The 15,114-nt window shown below is 57.8% G+C and carries 13 protein-coding genes and 1 pseudogene; 12 read left to right on the top strand and 2 right to left on the bottom strand.

The window, feature by feature from the left end; all coding sequences use genetic code 11:
- Positions 1–30: 30 nt before the first annotated feature.
- The 3 genes and pseudogenes from FHL07_RS19185 to FHL07_RS19175 all read left to right on the top strand — a co-directional run.
- Positions 31–906 carry a heme/hemin ABC transporter substrate-binding protein gene (locus tag FHL07_RS19185; RefSeq protein WP_138738790.1) on the top strand — a complete coding sequence of 292 codons (876 nt, stop codon included), beginning with the start codon at positions 31–33 and terminating at the stop codon, positions 904–906.
- Positions 907–956: 50 nt separating this feature from the next.
- Positions 957–1,940, top strand: coding sequence for a FecCD family ABC transporter permease (locus FHL07_RS19180; RefSeq protein ID WP_169917069.1), 984 nt, complete (start codon positions 957–959; stop codon positions 1,938–1,940).
- 47 nt (positions 1,941–1,987) lie between these two features.
- Positions 1,988–2,707 (top strand): annotated as a pseudogene (locus FHL07_RS19175) (heme ABC transporter ATP-binding protein); the annotation flags it as partial.
- Between the two features lie 221 nt (positions 2,708–2,928).
- Here the strand turns inward: FHL07_RS19175 and FHL07_RS19170 are convergent.
- Together FHL07_RS19170 and FHL07_RS19165 are read right to left on the bottom strand one after the other, a co-directional pair.
- Entirely contained in the window at positions 2,929–3,201 is a 273-nt protein-coding gene (locus FHL07_RS19170; RefSeq protein WP_095002576.1) for a TfoX/Sxy family protein, read from the bottom strand.
- A 312-nt stretch (positions 3,202–3,513) separates the two neighbouring features.
- On the bottom strand, positions 3,514–5,070 hold the full coding sequence (locus tag FHL07_RS19165) for a bifunctional aminoglycoside phosphotransferase/ATP-binding protein (protein ID WP_095018776.1): 1,557 nt from the start codon (positions 5,068–5,070) through the stop codon (positions 3,514–3,516).
- A gap of 116 nt (positions 5,071–5,186) precedes the next feature.
- On the opposite strand from FHL07_RS19165, the gene mrcB reads away from it, so the two are divergent.
- The 9 genes from mrcB (at position 5,187) to msrQ (ending at position 14,987) form a co-directional block, all read left to right on the top strand.
- Positions 5,187–7,511: a penicillin-binding protein 1B gene (gene mrcB, locus FHL07_RS19160; protein ID WP_095020690.1), complete on the top strand. Its 2,325-nt coding sequence runs from the start codon at positions 5,187–5,189 to the stop codon at positions 7,509–7,511.
- Between the two features lie 16 nt (positions 7,512–7,527).
- Positions 7,528–8,265, top strand: a complete 738-nt coding sequence (locus FHL07_RS19155) for a tetratricopeptide repeat protein (RefSeq protein ID WP_095002579.1) — start codon at positions 7,528–7,530, stop codon at positions 8,263–8,265.
- A 5-nt stretch (positions 8,266–8,270) separates the two neighbouring features.
- Entirely contained in the window at positions 8,271–8,600 is a 330-nt protein-coding gene (locus FHL07_RS19150; protein ID WP_095002592.1) for a YqcC family protein, read from the top strand.
- 409 nt (positions 8,601–9,009) lie between these two features.
- Positions 9,010–10,734: an acetolactate synthase 3 large subunit gene (locus FHL07_RS19145; RefSeq protein WP_095018783.1), complete on the top strand. Its 1,725-nt coding sequence runs from the start codon at positions 9,010–9,012 to the stop codon at positions 10,732–10,734.
- A 2-nt stretch (positions 10,735–10,736) separates the two neighbouring features.
- Complete coding sequence (ilvN, locus tag FHL07_RS19140) at positions 10,737–11,228, top strand: acetolactate synthase small subunit (protein ID WP_016783407.1); 492 nt, start codon at positions 10,737–10,739, stop codon at positions 11,226–11,228.
- A gap of 49 nt (positions 11,229–11,277) precedes the next feature.
- Positions 11,278–12,294 (top strand): ketol-acid reductoisomerase, encoded by a 1,017-nt coding sequence (gene ilvC / locus FHL07_RS19135; protein ID WP_095002580.1) that lies wholly within the window; start codon positions 11,278–11,280, stop codon positions 12,292–12,294.
- 144 nt (positions 12,295–12,438) lie between these two features.
- Positions 12,439–13,296, top strand: a complete 858-nt coding sequence (gene pssA, locus FHL07_RS19130; protein ID WP_095002581.1) for a CDP-diacylglycerol--serine O-phosphatidyltransferase — start codon at positions 12,439–12,441, stop codon at positions 13,294–13,296.
- 63 nt (positions 13,297–13,359) lie between these two features.
- Positions 13,360–14,373, top strand: coding sequence for a protein-methionine-sulfoxide reductase catalytic subunit MsrP (gene msrP / locus FHL07_RS19125; RefSeq protein WP_095002582.1), 1,014 nt, complete (start codon positions 13,360–13,362; stop codon positions 14,371–14,373).
- Complete coding sequence (gene msrQ, locus FHL07_RS19120) at positions 14,373–14,987, top strand: protein-methionine-sulfoxide reductase heme-binding subunit MsrQ (RefSeq protein ID WP_095020691.1); 615 nt, start codon at positions 14,373–14,375, stop codon at positions 14,985–14,987. The genes msrP and msrQ overlap by 1 nt, the downstream gene beginning before the upstream one ends.
- The last annotated feature ends 127 nt before the right edge of the window (positions 14,988–15,114 follow it).

The following is a 15,114-nucleotide window of genomic DNA, read 5'->3' as shown; positions in this document are numbered from 1 at the left end:
GAGCCCTCTTTATTCAAGGAAAGCCTCTGTATGCGCCTGAGTACCCGCCTGATTACGTTCTGTGCAGGCCTTATGATCAGTCATGTCAGCCTGGCTGGCGAGTTGCCACAACGTTGGGTCAGCGCCGGAGGAGCGCTTTCGGAGTGGGTCAGCGTATTGGGTGCGGAGTCTAAATTGGTTGGGGTCGATACCACCAGCCAGCATCCTGAATCACTCAAATCGCTGCCCAGTATCGGCTATCAGCGCCAACTCTCGGCAGAAGGTGTCCTGAGCCTGAAGCCGGATGTGCTGATCGGCACTGAAGAAATGGGCCCGGCCGCGGTGTTGTTGCAGATTCGCGGTGCCGGTGTGCCGGTGGAGATGTTTTCGGCCCAGGCAGACCTTGCCAGCCTTGAGGGCACCTTGCAGCATTTGGGGCGCCTGCTGGGGGATGAGGCGCAGGCAGCGCAAGTGTTCAAGGACTACCAGCAGCAACTGGAAGAGCATCAACAGCAGGTCAAGGCCGCACAAGCCAGTCATCAGGCACCCGGGGTATTGCTACTGTTGGGCCATGCCGGTGGTAAACCGATGATTGCTGGCAAAGATACGGCGGCGGACTGGCTGCTGACGCAAGCGGGGGGACATAACCTGGCGACCCACAGCGGTTACAAGCCGTTTTCGGTGGAAGCGCTGGCGGGGCTCAACCCTGAAGTGCTGGTATTTGCCGATCGCAGCCTGACCGGTGAGGCGGCGCGCAAAGCGCTTATGAAAGAAAACCCGGTATTGGCATCTATACGCGCCGCTAAAAATGGCCGTGTCTATGAGCTGGACCCGACGCTGCTGGTGGGTGGCCTGGGGCCGCGTCTGCCGGAACGTCTGAAGCAACTGACGGCTGAGTTCTATCCCGCGGCTCCGGTCAGCCAATGAGGACGTTGGTTAAACCCCGGGCCCTGTTTACAGGTTTGAGCGCGTTGTGCCTGTTGTCGATCTGGCTGTCGCTGGCGCTGGGGCCGGTGAGCCTGCCGTTGTTTGACACCTTGCGCGCGGCACTGCGCCTGATCGGGGTGCCGATTGCGGGTGAAGGCCTGGAGCAGGCCGAATTGATCCTGGGGCAGATCCGCTTGCCGCGAACCTTGTTGGGGCTGGCGGTGGGTGGCGTGCTGGCGCTCTCAGGTGTAGCCATGCAGGGGTTGTTTCGCAACCCGCTGGCCGATCCGGGGTTGGTCGGCGTATCCAGTGGCGCCGCCCTCGGGGCGGCGATCGCGATTGTCGGCGGGGCTGCTTTTGGCGGGTTGCCGGAAGTGATGGGCCCGTACCTGCTGTCGCTGTGTGCGTTTATCGGTGGTTTGGGGGTGACGGCGCTGGTGTATCGGTTGGGCCGGCGCAACGGTCAGACCAATGTGGCGGTGATGTTGCTTGCGGGCATTGCCCTGACAGCCTTGGCTGGTTCTGCTGTGGGTTTGTTTACCTATCTCGCCGATGACGCGACCTTGCGCACTCTGACATTCTGGAACCTGGGCAGTCTCAATGGCGCCAGCTATGCACGGCTGTGGCCACTGTTGATTGTGACGGTGGGGGTCGCACTGTGGCTGCCCCGGCGGGCGAATGCGCTCAATGCACTGCTGTTGGGGGAATCCGAAGCCAATCACCTGGGCATCGACGTTGAAGGCCTGAAGCGCGAACTGGTGTTCTGCACGGCCCTGGGGGTGGGGGCCGCTGTGGCAGCGGCAGGCATGATTGGCTTTATCGGGCTGGTGGTGCCGCATCTGGTACGACTGCTGGCGGGGCCTGATCACCGGGTGCTGTTGCCTGCTTCGGTACTGGCGGGGGCCACCTTGTTGCTGTTTGCCGACTTGATCGCTCGCCTGGCGCTGGCGCCAGCCGAACTGCCAATCGGGATTGTTACTGCGTTTCTCGGTGCACCTTTCTTCCTGTATTTGCTGATGCGAGGACGCCACTGATGCTGCGTACGGAAAACCTGCAGATCCGTCGCGATCAGAAAATCGTGCTGGCGGATGTCACCCTTGATGTACGCCCGGGGGAAGTACTGGGTGTGCTCGGCCCCAATGGCGCGGGTAAAAGTACCCTGCTGGCGGCCTTGTGCGGGGAGCTGGCGCCGAGTGGCGGGCAGGTCTGGCTGGATGAGCTGGCCTTGAGCCACTGGAAGGGCGCGCAGCGGGCACAACGCCTCGCTGTCCTGCCGCAAACCTCGACCCTGGATTTTGCCTTTCGCGTTGAAGAAGTGGTGGGCATGGGCCGACTGCCTCATCAGACGGGTCGCACTCGCGACGCCGAAATAATCCATGAGGCATTGCAGGCCGCCGATGTTGAGCATCTTGCGGGGCGCAGCTACCTGGCCTTATCGGGGGGCGAGCGTCAGCGTGTGCATCTGGCACGGGTACTGGCGCAATTATGGCCGGGGCAAAACGGGCAGACCCTGTTGCTTGATGAACCCACTTCAATGCTCGACCCCTTGCATCAGCACACCACGCTCAAGGCCATTCGGGCATTTGCTGATCGCGGCGCCGCGGTGTTGATCATCCTGCATGACCTTAACCTGGCGGCGCGTTACTGTGACCGCTTGCTCTTGCTGGAACAGGGGCGCCCACGGGCTCTGGATTGCCCGCAAGCGGTATTGCAGCCGGATGAACTCAAGGCCGTGTTTGGGCTCGATGTTTTAGTGCAGCCGCACCCGGAGCTGGGTTGCCCGATGGTAATTGCTCGCTGAGCAGACGCCCAAGCACTTTTCCACAGGCAAAAAAAGACCCGGCAAGAGCCGGGTCAAATAACCGTGATTAGCCTGATGAGGAGATTTTCTGAGAGTCCGAACCAAGGGCCTTTCAGAAGATCGACTGGTCTCGCGACCAGATGGCGTAATCATAACAATTCTCATTACCAAGTCAACAACTGTTTTTTACCGTTCATCGTGTTCGTTGCCAGCCTGCCGTATCAGGCCTTTTTCAGTGTGGCCAGATGCTCGACTTGCTGATTGAGGGCCTCTTTGCGTTCTGCAGGAATATCGTTCCAGTGAACATCCAGCAGGGCACCTTCGATAGCATATAAAAGTACTTTGGAGGCTCTGAACCCTCGTGCCTTCACCGCCCGGTAGGCATCCACTGCGCCCAGGCGCTTCAAGTCCGCGGCACTGTGAATGCCAACAGCGTGCAGCCATTGTGAAGAAGTCTTGCCAAGATTTTTCAAATGCTGGAGTTCATCGTTCATCAGCTCTCCTTGCGACGGCGTGAGCTCAGCGTTTACGGGGTATGTTGACTCTATTGAGTGTAGCGCTCAGTAGGAAATTCGTAGTCCGTTAGTCGGTTTTGGAACAAGGCGGAGTTGGAATTGAGCGAATGTGCTGTAGTAAGGCGCAAATCAGTTCCCTGGACCCAAGAGGGTAGAGCGCCCATGGCCATTCAATCGACCTTGGCGACTGTGAAACGCCAGCGCCGGAACTGATGTCGTATTTGTGTTAACGGGCGATGTTACGCAGGTAAACGCCGTGAAACCGTTGCGGTTCCACGGCGAACATGGACCTTACAGGCCCGGCAAGCGCTGGCGAATGTCGGCAATCAGAGTGTCGAGGCTTTTGCTGTTGTGGGTTTCAACACGCTTGCTGCGCAGGATCTCATCAGCGCCCAGCGCTTCGCGGCTGGCTTGCTGAGCTTTGACTACTTCCAGGGTGGCGTCAGACGGGTCGGTACCCACGGACTTGCGATGGGCCAGCCAGCCTTCGATCACGGCGTCCGGGGCGGTGCAGTCAAGGATCAGGCAAGGAACACCTGTCGCTTCGGCCACTTTGGCGGCCGCATCGCGCTGCTCACGCTTGAGGTAGGTGGCATCGATCACCACCGGGAAGCCTGCACGCAGGACGATGCCGGCCAGTTCATGCAGTTTATTGTAGGTAGCTGCGCTGGCGTCGGCGTTGTAGATGCCATCGCCGACTGCGTTTTCTGCCGTCTGCTGACCGAACAGTTGCTTGCGGATGACGTCTGAGCGCAGGCGAATCGCCCCCAAAGCTTCAACCAGTCGCATGGCTACCGAGCTTTTACCTACAGCCGAAACACCGTGCGTAATGGTCAGAAAACGTGAAGGAATCGTGCTGTAGCTCTCTGCCAGGTTCGCGTAGTTGCGGTATTGACGCAGAGTGGCTGCGCGCTGCACCGGGCTGGCTTCGGCAGGCATGCTGAACAGGCTGACTTTGGCGCGAACCAGTGCGCGGTAGGCCTTGTAGAAGTTCAGCAGCTCCAGGCCCTGATAATCACCAGTCAGTTCCAGGTACTGGCTGACGAAACGGCGGGCCAGGCATTTCAGACCGCGGTCTTCGAGGTCCATCGCCAGGAAAGCGGTATCGGCGTAGACGTCGGTGAAGCGGAACGGTTCGTTGAACTCGATGCAGTCGAAAATCACCACCTTGCCGTCAATCATCGTGGCATTGCCCAGGTGAATGTCACCGTGGCATTCGCGAATGAAGCCTTGGGCCTTGCGCTGCTCGAACAGCGGCTTGAGGCGGGTGAAGCTGGCCTCTGCCCAGGCCTGGAGTGCTTCCAGTTGCAACAGGTCGGCTTTGTCCGAAAGGAACGGGCGAATTTGTTCGAAGTTCTGACGAACCGGGTCCATTACCGCCTCAGGCGTGCCCTGGTAGTGCGCAGCAGGCACATGGGGCGCCTGCATGTGGAAGCGGGCGATCTGCTGGGCCATTTCGTCGACATGGCCGGCATTCAGTTCGCCATTGGCTTGCAGTGTGCTCAGCAGCTGGCTTTGCGGAAACTGGCGCATTTTCAACGCGTATTCAATGGCCGGGCCTTCACCACCGAATGCTGGTACGTCGGCGCTGCCGGTGATCGGCAGTACGTCCAGGTACAGGCCTTCGGTCAGGCGCTGGTTGAGACGCAACTCTTCATTGCAGAAGTGTTCGCGGCCACTGAGTTCGGTGAAGTCAAGAAAGCCGAAGTTGACCGGTTTCTTCAATTTATAGGCATACGGCCCGGTAAGGATGACCCAGGAGATATGCGTCTCGATAACCTGAAATCCTTCGACTTCATGGGGATAGAGGTCCGGGTTTTGCAGGGCGGCAATCAGGTTCTGGCTCACGGTTGATCCTTCAAGGTCGGGAATATTCGATGCGCCATTATGGCGGCTGGCAGCGGGAGTGCAAACCGCCGGGCTGCGCATGATGAACATGAATAAAGTGCGTATAATCTCGCGCCATGACTCGTACCCGATCTCCTCGTTCCCGTTCCAAACGTCCCTCTGGCGGCCTCAGGCCCTGGCTGGGCTGGGCAATCAAGCTCAGTCTGGTCGGCCTGGTGGTGCTGGCAGGTTTTGCCGTCTATCTGGATGCCATCGTTCAGGAGAAATTCTCCGGAAAGCGCTGGACCATCCCGGCCAAGGTGTATGCGCGCCCGCTGGAGCTGTTCGTCGGCCAGAAGCTGAGCAAGAACGACTTCCTCACCGAGCTCGATGCGCTGGGTTATCGCCGTGAAAGCGTGGCCAACGGCCCGGGCGCGGCATCCGTCAATGGCAACACGGTTGACCTCAATACCCGTGGCTTTCAGTTTTATGAAGGTGCCGAGCAGGCGCAGCCGGTGCGGGTAAGATTTTCTGGCGACTATGTTGCCGAGCTTTCCTCGACCAATGGTTCCAAACTGCCGGTGGTGCGCCTTGAGCCGCTGCTGATTGGCGGCATGTACCCGAAAAACCTTGAAGACCGGATCCTGATCAATATCGATCAGGTACCGCCGTTTCTGCTGGAAACCCTGGTCACCGTCGAGGACAGGGACTTCTATCACCATTTCGGGGTGTCGCCCAAGTCGATTGCACGCGCCATGTGGGTCAATACCTCGGCCGGGCAAATGCGCCAGGGCGGCAGTACCTTGACCCAGCAACTGGTCAAGAACTTCTACCTGACCAACGAACGCAGCCTGAGCCGCAAGCTGACCGAAGCAATGATGGCGCTGCTGCTTGAGTTGCACTATGACAAGCGCGAAATCCTTGAGGCGTACCTCAACGAGGTGTTTGTCGGCCAGGACGGTCAACGCGCGGTGCACGGTTTCGGTCTGGCCAGCCAGTTCTTCTTCAGCCAGCCGCTGGCCGAGCTCAAGTTGCACCAGGTAGCACTGCTGGTCGGTATGGTTAAAGGGCCCTCGGCCTATAACCCGCGGCGTTACCCCGAGCGTGCGCTTGTACGACGTAATCTGGTGCTCGACCTGCTCGAGCAGCAAGGTGTTGCAACGCCCGAGCAAGTGGCTGCAGCGAAAAAAATGCCTTTGGGCGTGACCAAGCGCGGCAGTCTGGCAGACAGCTCGTTCCCGGGATTCCTGGATCTGGTCAAGCGTCAGCTGCGTGAAGACTACCGCGACGAAGACTTGACCGAAGAAGGGCTGCGAATCTTCACCAGCTTCGACCCGATCCTGCAGATGAAGTCCGAAGCTGCGGTGGGCGAGACCTTCAAGCGTCTGGCCGGGCGCAAGGGCGCGGATGAAGTGGAAGCCGCCATGGTGGTGACCAACCCTGAAACCGGCGAAGTCCAGGCACTGATCGGCAGTCGTGCGCCAGGCTACGCAGGTTTCAACCGTGCACTGGATGCGGTGCGACCGATTGGCTCGCTGATCAAGCCTGCGGTCTATCTCACAGCACTTGAGCGGCCGAGCAAGTACACGCTGACCAGTTGGCTGTCGGATGAGCCATTGTCGATCAAAGGCGCTGATGGTCAGATCTGGAAGCCTCAGAACTATGACCGCCGCTCTCACGGTACGATTTTCCTCTATCAGTCCATGATGAACTCCTACAACCTCGGTACGGTAAGGCTGGGGCAGGAAGTCGGCGTGCCTAATGTACTCAAGACCCTGGCGCGACTGGGTGTGGAGCGCGAGTTTCCGGCATTCCCGTCCATGTTGCTGGGGGCTGGTGCCTTGAGCCCGATGGAAGTGGCGACCATGTACCAGACCTTGGCCAACGGCGGCTTCAATACGCCGATGCGCGGCATTCGCAGCGTGCTGACAGCCGAAGGCGAGCCGCTCAAACGTTACCCGTTCCAGATCCAGCAACGCTTTGATCCGGGCTCGATCTTTCTGATCCAGAACGCCATGCAGCATGTGATGCGCGAAGGTACGGGGCGCTCGGTTTATAACGTGCTGCCCAAGAGTCTCGCGTTGGCGGGCAAGACCGGCACCAGTAACGATTCCCGTGACAGCTGGTTTGCCGGCTTTAGCCAGGACTTGCTGGCAGTGGTCTGGCTGGGGCGCGATGACAACGGCAAAACCCCGTTCACGGGGGCAACCGGTGCCTTGCAGGTGTGGACCAGCTTTATGAAGAAGGCTGACCCGCTGCCGCTCGACATGCCTCAGCCCGATAACATTGTGCAGGCCTGGATTGATCCGCATACCGGTCAAGGATCGGATGCCGGCTGCCCTGGCGCGGTACAGATGCCGTATATTCGCGGCAGTGAACCGCCAGCTGGTGCCAGTTGTGGTGGGCAAGAGCCCGCCACCGGTGAAGCCGTGATGGATTGGGTCAAGGGCTGGTTGAATTAAGCAAAGAGGGTATGACGTGAATAAGTTGTGGATTGCGGCTGTTTCAGCCCTGGCTTTGCTCAATGGTTGTGCCAGCGTGCCGCAGGGGTCCATCCCTGTGGTCGATTCTGGTGTTGCGGTGTCGAATAACGAGCGTGTTTCGGCCCAGCGTACGGCGGGGAATTATCCACAGGCCACTGCGCCGCGTGCCGCTCAGGCACGTACGATTACCGAGGACTCGGGGGTTGTGGTGATGATTCCGGGCGGCGCGGCCAGTGTGTCGACGCCGATCAGCACCCAGCCATTCACGCCGGGGCCGATCACCCCCGGCCCTGCCGCAGCCCCCATCAGCACGGGTAGCTACACACCGGGCGCGGCCTACAGTGCCCCGACGGCCATTACCCCCAGCGGCATTCCGTCGAACAGCGGCGGCCTGGCTGCCGACGAGCAACTGGATGGCCCGGTGCTGGCGCTGCTTACCACCGCTCAGCAACAACAGGCGAGCGGCGACTTGAACGGCGCTTCATCCAGCCTTGAACGTGCCCAGCGCGTGGCCCCTCGTGAGCCTCAGGTGCTTTATCGTCTGGCTCAGGTGCGTATGGCCCAGGGCGATGCCGCCCAGGCTGAGCAGTTTGCCCGCCGTGGTTTGACGTTCGCCAGCGGTCGTCCGGATTTGCAGGCGAGCTTGTGGGGTTTGATTGCCCAGGCCCGTGAGAAGCAAGGTGATGCCGCTGGCGCTGCATTGGCCCGTCAAAAAGCCAAGGTGAGCCTCTGATGGTCATGGATGCACGCACATCTGAAGTTGCCGGGTTCCTGCTGCTGATCGAACACGAAATGCGCACCCAGGGCTTGTGGAGTGACAAGGTCCCGACCGAACACGACCTTTCCAGCCTGGAGCCGTTCAGTGTCGATCGCCTGGATTTTGAGCAATGGGTGCAGTGGATCTTCCTGCCGAAGATGAAAACCATCGTCGAACGGGGGCAGCCTCTGCCCAGTGTCTCGGGTATTTGGCATATGGCTGAGCATGTGTTTGCCCAGCGTCGTGGCAACTGGAAACCCTTGCTCAAGCATTTCCAAGACTTTGACCACCTGATCAGCCCTGCCTCCTGAGGTCATGGCTGCCAGTTTTTACTGGCAGCCATCCATTTTCTTGTTGGCTTCTGTCATTTTGCGCGTTTTTTTGTGCGTTCCTGTCGATTTATGCAAATAAATTGAATTGATGGCTTGACTTGGACAGGCCTAATGACAAGAATCGAACTCCCGCTGTAGAGGGGCTGCCAGAAGCAGGCTCTCTCAGCAGATCATGAGGCGCACACCCGCGCCGACCTGTTACACCCGCAACGCGTTACCTCGCGCTGGGTGGGAAACCCCCGCAATACTTGGGGAGTTCCCAATACTTGCTCAGTCAGTGCTGACGTAGTCGGCGACCACCGTCGCTCATGCTCTGCTGAAAAGTAAACCTATTAAGACCCGTTCGTATTTTTGTGGACGGTATTCTGGCGTTTTAGAGGTGAACAACGTGGAGCTTTTGTCTGGTGGTGAGATGCTCGTCCGCTTTTTGCGCGACGAAGGTGTCAAATATATCTACGGGTACCCAGGTGGTGCTCTCCTGCATGTCTACGACGCACTGTTCAAAGAGCCGGAAGTTACCCACATCCTGGTTCGTCATGAACAAGCTGCAACCCATATGGCTGACGGCTACGCCCGTGCCACCGGTAAAGCCGGTGTAGTACTGGTGACTTCCGGGCCGGGTGCTACCAACGCCATCACCGGTATTGCCACTGCCTACATGGACTCCATTCCGATGGTGATCATTTCGGGCCAGGTGCCTAGTACCATGGTCGGAACTGATGCCTTCCAGGAAACCGACATGATCGGTATCTCCCGGCCCATCGTGAAGCACAGCTTCATGATCAAGCATGCTTCGGAAATCCCGGAAGTCATGAAAAAGGCGTTCTACCTGGCGCAATCCGGCCGTCCTGGTCCGGTCGTGGTCGATATCCCGAAAGACATGACCAACCCGGCCGAAAAATTCGAATACGTTTTCCCGAAAAAAGCCAAGCTGCGCTCCTACAGCCCGGCCTTGCGTGGCCACTCCGGCCAGATCCGCAAGGCGGCAGAGATGCTGCTGGCGGCCAGGCGCCCTGTGCTTTACGCAGGCGGCGGGGTTATTTTGGGCGGTGGCTCGGAGCCACTGACCGAGCTGGCAAAAATGCTCAACGTGCCCGTGACCAATACGCTGATGGGCCTGGGTGCATACCCTGGCACCGACCGTCAGTTTATCGGCATGCTTGGCATGCATGGCAGCTTCACGGCCAACATGGCGATGCACAACGCAGACGTGATCCTTGCGGTAGGTGCACGCTTCGATGACCGGGTCATCAACGGCCCGTCCAAGTTCTGCCCGAATGCCAAGATCATCCATATCGATATCGACCCGGCGTCCATCTCCAAAACCATCAAGGCGGACGTGCCGATCGTAGGCCCTGTTGAGAGCGTGCTGACCGAAATGGTCGCCATCCTCAAGGACATCGGCGACAAGCCAAACCCGGAAGCGGTTGCCAGCTGGTGGAAGCAAATCGACGAGTGGCGCGGAGACGGTGACCTGTTCCCTTACAACAAGGGCGACGGCAGCCAGATCAAGCCTCAGGCTGTTATCGAGATGCTCTGCGAAGTGACCAAGGGCGATGCCTATGTAACGTCCGATGTGGGGCAGCACCAGATGTTCGCGGCCCAGTACTACCGCTTCAATAAGCCCAACCGCTGGATCAACTCCGGAGGCCTGGGCACCATGGGCTTCGGTTTCCCGGCTGCGATGGGGGTAAAACTGAGCTTCCCTGATGCTGACGTTGCCTGCGTGACAGGCGAGGGCAGTATTCAGATGAACATTCAGGAATTGTCCACCTGTCTGCAGTACGGCTTGCCCGTCAAAATCGTCAGCCTCAACAACGGAGTGCTGGGGATGGTGCGTCAGTGGCAGGACATGAACTACGGCAGTCGTCACTCCCATTCGTATATGGAATCGCTGCCTGATTTCGTCAAGCTGGCTGAAGCTTACGGGCATGTAGGTATCCGGATCACCGATCTGAAAGACCTCAAGCCGAAAATGGAAGAAGCCTTTGCCATGAAGGATCGCCTGGTGTTCCTGGATATTCAGGTTGATACCAGTGAGCACGTTTATCCGATGCAGATCAAAGATGGCTCCATGCGCGACATGTGGCTGAGCAAGACGGAGCGTACTTAATCATGCGGCACATTATTTCCTTGCTTCTTGAAAACGAACCGGGCGCATTGTCTCGCGTTGTCGGGCTTTTTTCGCAACGCAACTACAACATCGAAAGCCTGACCGTGGCACCAACAGAAGACCCGACCCTGTCGCGTCTGACCCTGACCACGGTGGGGCATGATGAAGTGATCGAGCAGATCACCAAAAACCTGAACAAGCTGATCGAAGTGGTCAAGCTGGTGGATCTGTCGGAAAGCGCTCACATCGAGCGCGAACTGATGTTGGTCAAGGTCAAGGCAACGGGTGCACAGCGCGCAGAAATCAAACGCACCACGGATATTTTCCGTGGGCAGATCGTTGATGTCAGCGCCAGTGTGTATACCGTGCAGTTGACAGGCACCAGTGAGAAGCTCGACAGTTTCATTCAGTCGATTGGAACCGCCTCGATCCTGGAAACAGTTCGCAGTGGCGTCACCGGGATTGCCCGTGGCGACAAAGTACTCAGCATCTAAAACTAACAAGTGCTAATTGGCCTGAATGGCCTGGATATAAGGGAAAATCATGAAAGTTTATTACGACAAAGACTGCGACCTTTCGATCATCCAGGGCAAAAAAGTAGCCATCATCGGTTACGGCTCCCAGGGTCACGCTCAAGCCTGCAACCTGAAAGATTCCGGCGTTGACGTTACCGTTGGCCTGCGCAAGGGTTCGGCCACTGTCGCCAAGGCTGAAGCTCATGGCCTGAAAGTAACTGACGTTGCCAGCGCTGTTGCCGCTGCGGACCTGGTCATGATTCTGACCCCGGACGAGTTCCAGTCCGCGCTGTACAAAAATGAAATCGAACCGAACATCAAGAAGGGCGCCACCCTGGCCTTCTCCCACGGTTTCGCGATTCACTACAACCAGGTTGTGCCGCGTGCCGACCTCGACGTGATCATGATCGCGCCAAAAGCGCCAGGTCACACCGTTCGTTCCGAGTTCGTACGTGGCGGTGGTATCCCTGACCTGATCGCTATCTACCAGGATGCGTCGGGCAACGCCAAGAACCTGGCCCTGTCTTATGCTTCGGGCGTAGGCGGCGGTCGTACCGGCATCATCGAAACCACGTTCAAGGACGAAACCGAAACCGACCTGTTCGGCGAGCAGGCAGTTCTGTGTGGCGGTACTGTTGAACTGGTTAAGGCTGGCTTTGAAACTCTGGTTGAAGCCGGTTACGCGCCAGAAATGGCTTACTTCGAGTGCCTGCACGAATTGAAGTTGATCGTTGACCTCATGTACGAAGGCGGTATCGCCAACATGAACTACTCGATCTCCAACAACGCCGAATACGGCGAGTACGTGACTGGCCCTGAGGTCATCAACGCTGAATCCCGTCAGGCAATGCGTAACGCTCTGAAACGCATCCAGGACGGTGAATACGCGAAAATGTTCATCAGCGAGGGTGCTACCGGCTACCCTTCGATGACTGCCAAGCGTCGCAACAACGCCGCTCACGGTATCGAAGTCATTGGCGGGCAACTGCGCTCGATGATGCCTTGGATCGGCGCCAACAAAATCGTTGACCAGGCAAAGAACTAAGTTCCCAGCCTGTAGAGAAAACGCGGCCTAGGCCGCGTTTTTTCGTTTAAGCGGCGGCTTCTGGTATAAAGCAGGATCGTTTGCGGGTGCGTGTTGGCCCCAAGCTTCTACCGAAACTTTCCATATCGTTGCAAGGTAATGTCCATGAGCGAACGTCCCGAAGAGCCAAAAGCGGCTTCAGACGCCGATAGCCTGCTGCCTATCGATGAGCATGTCGAAGAAGGGCATGACGCCGAAGGCCGAAAAGTCCGGCATCGTGGTATCTATCTGCTGCCGAACCTTTTCACCACTGCGAACCTGTTCGCCGGTTTTTACTCCATCATCAGTTCCATGAGTGCGCAAAGTGCCATGAGTGCGGGTGATACTGCTGGGGCCAGCAAATACTTTGCCTTTGCAGCCATCGCCATTTTTGTCGCCATGGTGCTCGACGGTCTTGATGGCCGTGTAGCCCGCATGACCAATACCGAAAGTGCCTTTGGTGCCGAGTACGATTCCTTGTCGGACATGGTTGCCTTTGGTGTTGCCCCTGCGTTGCTGGCTTTTGGCTGGGCACTGGGGGACATGGGCAAGGTCGGCTGGATGGTTGCCTTCATCTATGTTGCGGGCGCGGCGTTGCGTCTGGCGCGTTTCAATACCCAGGTAGGTACAGCGGACAAACGCTACTTTATCGGCCTGGCCAGCCCGGCGGCGGCTGGTGTGGTGGCGGGTATCGTATGGGCATTCAGTGATTACGGTATTCAGGGTTCGAAAATGTCGTTCCTGGTTGCCTTGCTCGTAGCGGCTGCCGGCATGCTGATGGTCAGCAATATCAAGTACAACAGCTTCAAGGAACTGGACTTGAAAGGGCGTGTTCCTTTTGTGGCGATTCTGGCTGTGGTGCTGGTCTTCGCGGTTGTGTTCAGCGATCCGCCGCGCATTCTGTTGCTGGCCTTCCTGGCATATGCGGCATCGGGGCCGATCCAGTACTTGCTGCGTTTGCGTCGTAACAAAAACGCCGAGTGATGTAATTTCTCCCATACTCCGTAGTCTATTGGTGCATCAGCCCTCCAATACTGCGGAGTTGTCATGCTCATCAAGCTGCCTAAAGCGTCCGACTGCAAAGAGTCGGACGTTACGCCTGAATCCTTCTATTTATCCCGTCGTGCATTGTTGGGCAGTTCGCTTGCCGGATTGGCTGTGGGCGCGCTTCCACGTTTGGCCAGTGCCGAAGATGCGGTGCGCTATGCAGATGTTGAGCCGGGCAAGGCTCCAGCCTGGTTTGCCGACAAGCTAGCGCAAACCAAATGGCAGGCCGTCACGGTGAAGGGGGAGGCGATCACGCCTTTCAAGGATGCGACCCACTACAACAACTTCTATGAGTTCGGCACTGACAAGGGGGATCCGGCGCAAAATGCTGGTGCCTTGAAAACCGAGCCCTGGACTGTGGTAGTCGACGGGGAGGTGGGCAAACCGGGTCGTTACGCGCTGGAAGACTTCATGAAGCCTTATCAGTTGGAGGAGCGGATTTATCGTCTGCGTTGTGTAGAGGCCTGGTCGATGGTGATCCCGTGGATGGGATTTCCCATTTCGGCATTGCTCAAGCAGGTGGAGCCAACCTCCAAAGCCAGGTACATCCGTTTTGAAACATTGCAGGATCCTAAGGTCATGCCGGGGCAGCGTTCGGGTTTTGCATTGATTGACTGGCCGTATGTAGAAGGGTTACGGCTGGATGAGGCGATGAATCCGTTGGCGATTTTGGCGGTGGGCATGTATGGCCGCGAATTGCCCAATCAAAATGGCGCGCCGCTACGGTTGGTGGTGCCCTGGAAGTATGGTTTCAAAAGCGTGAAATCCATCGTGCGTATCAGTCTGGTCGAGGATCAGCCAAAAACCACCTGGCAAAGCATTGCTGCGGATGAGTACGGCTTCTATGCCAACGTGAATCCGCAAGTTGATCATCCGCGTTGGACACAGGCGCGTGAGCGACGCTTGCCGAGCGGTCTGTTCAGTCCCAATGTGCGCGATACGCAGATGTTCAACGGTTACGCCGATGAGGTTGCTTCTTTATATACAGGCCTGGATCTGCGGAAGAACTACTGATGAAGCATCTACCTTGGCGCCTTGGCGTCTTTATCGTGGTGGCCATCTGGCCTTTGTATTGGTTGTACGAGGCCTGGATCTTTGCCTTGGGGCCAGACCCGGGAAAGGTGTTGGTCGATCGTCTGGGGCTGGGAACGTTGATACTGCTGTTGGTGACGTTGAGCATGACGCCGATGCATAGACTGACGAGCTGGTCGGGCTGGGTCACGGTGCGTCGACAGCTCGGCTTGTGGTGTTTTGCCTATGTGGTGCTGCATCTGTGTGCCTACCTGACTTTCGTGCTGGGGTTTGACTGGTCGCAGTTGGGTGTTGAGCTAAGCAAGCGTCCCTACATTATTGTCGGCAGCCTGGGGTTCTTGTGTTTACTGGCGTTGGCGGTGACGTCGAATCGCTACAGTCAGCGACGCTTGGGCACGCGCTGGAAGAAGCTCCATCGTCTGGTGTATGTGGTAGTGGGCTTGGGGTTGCTGCATATGCTCTGGATAGTGCGGGCGGACCTCAAGGAATGGTCGATTTATGCCTGTATAGGTGCAGGTCTGCTGGCACTGCGCATACCGATGGTGAAGAGCCGGATTCCGCGTCTATATAAGAAGAAATCAGCTTCTGCGATTTAAGTTCAAATTAGTGCTTGACCCTAGATTCAAACGGCCTATAATTCGCCCCACTTCCGGCGCAGTCGAAACGGAAAACTCCTTGAGTTTCAATGAGTTGGACGGTTTTCGGCGGTGTCAGCTTCAAGTC

Source organism: Pseudomonas sp. FSL W7-0098 (assembly GCF_005930585.1).
Taxonomy (GTDB): domain Bacteria; phylum Pseudomonadota; class Gammaproteobacteria; order Pseudomonadales; family Pseudomonadaceae; genus Aquipseudomonas; species Aquipseudomonas bubulae.
The sequence above is the reverse complement of the archived record's forward strand: the minus strand, read 5'-3'. Positions and strand labels throughout refer to the sequence as shown.

Excerpts from the sequence above, each read along its gene's own strand:
- FHL07_RS19150 (WP_095002592.1), top strand. The coding sequence starts at position 8,271 with ATGGATGCACGCACATCTGAAGTTGCCGGGTTCCTGCTGCTGATCGAA.
- FHL07_RS19185 (WP_138738790.1), top strand. The coding sequence starts at position 31 with ATGCGCCTGAGTACCCGCCTGATTACGTTCTGTGCAGGCCTTATGATC.
- mrcB (WP_095020690.1), top strand. The coding sequence starts at position 5,187 with ATGACTCGTACCCGATCTCCTCGTTCCCGTTCCAAACGTCCCTCTGGC.
- ilvC (WP_095002580.1), top strand. The coding sequence starts at position 11,278 with ATGAAAGTTTATTACGACAAAGACTGCGACCTTTCGATCATCCAGGGC.
- msrQ (WP_095020691.1), top strand. The coding sequence starts at position 14,373 with ATGAAGCATCTACCTTGGCGCCTTGGCGTCTTTATCGTGGTGGCCATC.
- msrP (WP_095002582.1), top strand. The coding sequence starts at position 13,360 with ATGCTCATCAAGCTGCCTAAAGCGTCCGACTGCAAAGAGTCGGACGTT.
- FHL07_RS19170 (WP_095002576.1), bottom strand. The coding sequence starts at position 3,201 with ATGAACGATGAACTCCAGCATTTGAAAAATCTTGGCAAGACTTCTTCA.
- ilvN (WP_016783407.1), top strand. The coding sequence starts at position 10,737 with ATGCGGCACATTATTTCCTTGCTTCTTGAAAACGAACCGGGCGCATTG.
- pssA (WP_095002581.1), top strand. The coding sequence starts at position 12,439 with ATGAGCGAACGTCCCGAAGAGCCAAAAGCGGCTTCAGACGCCGATAGC.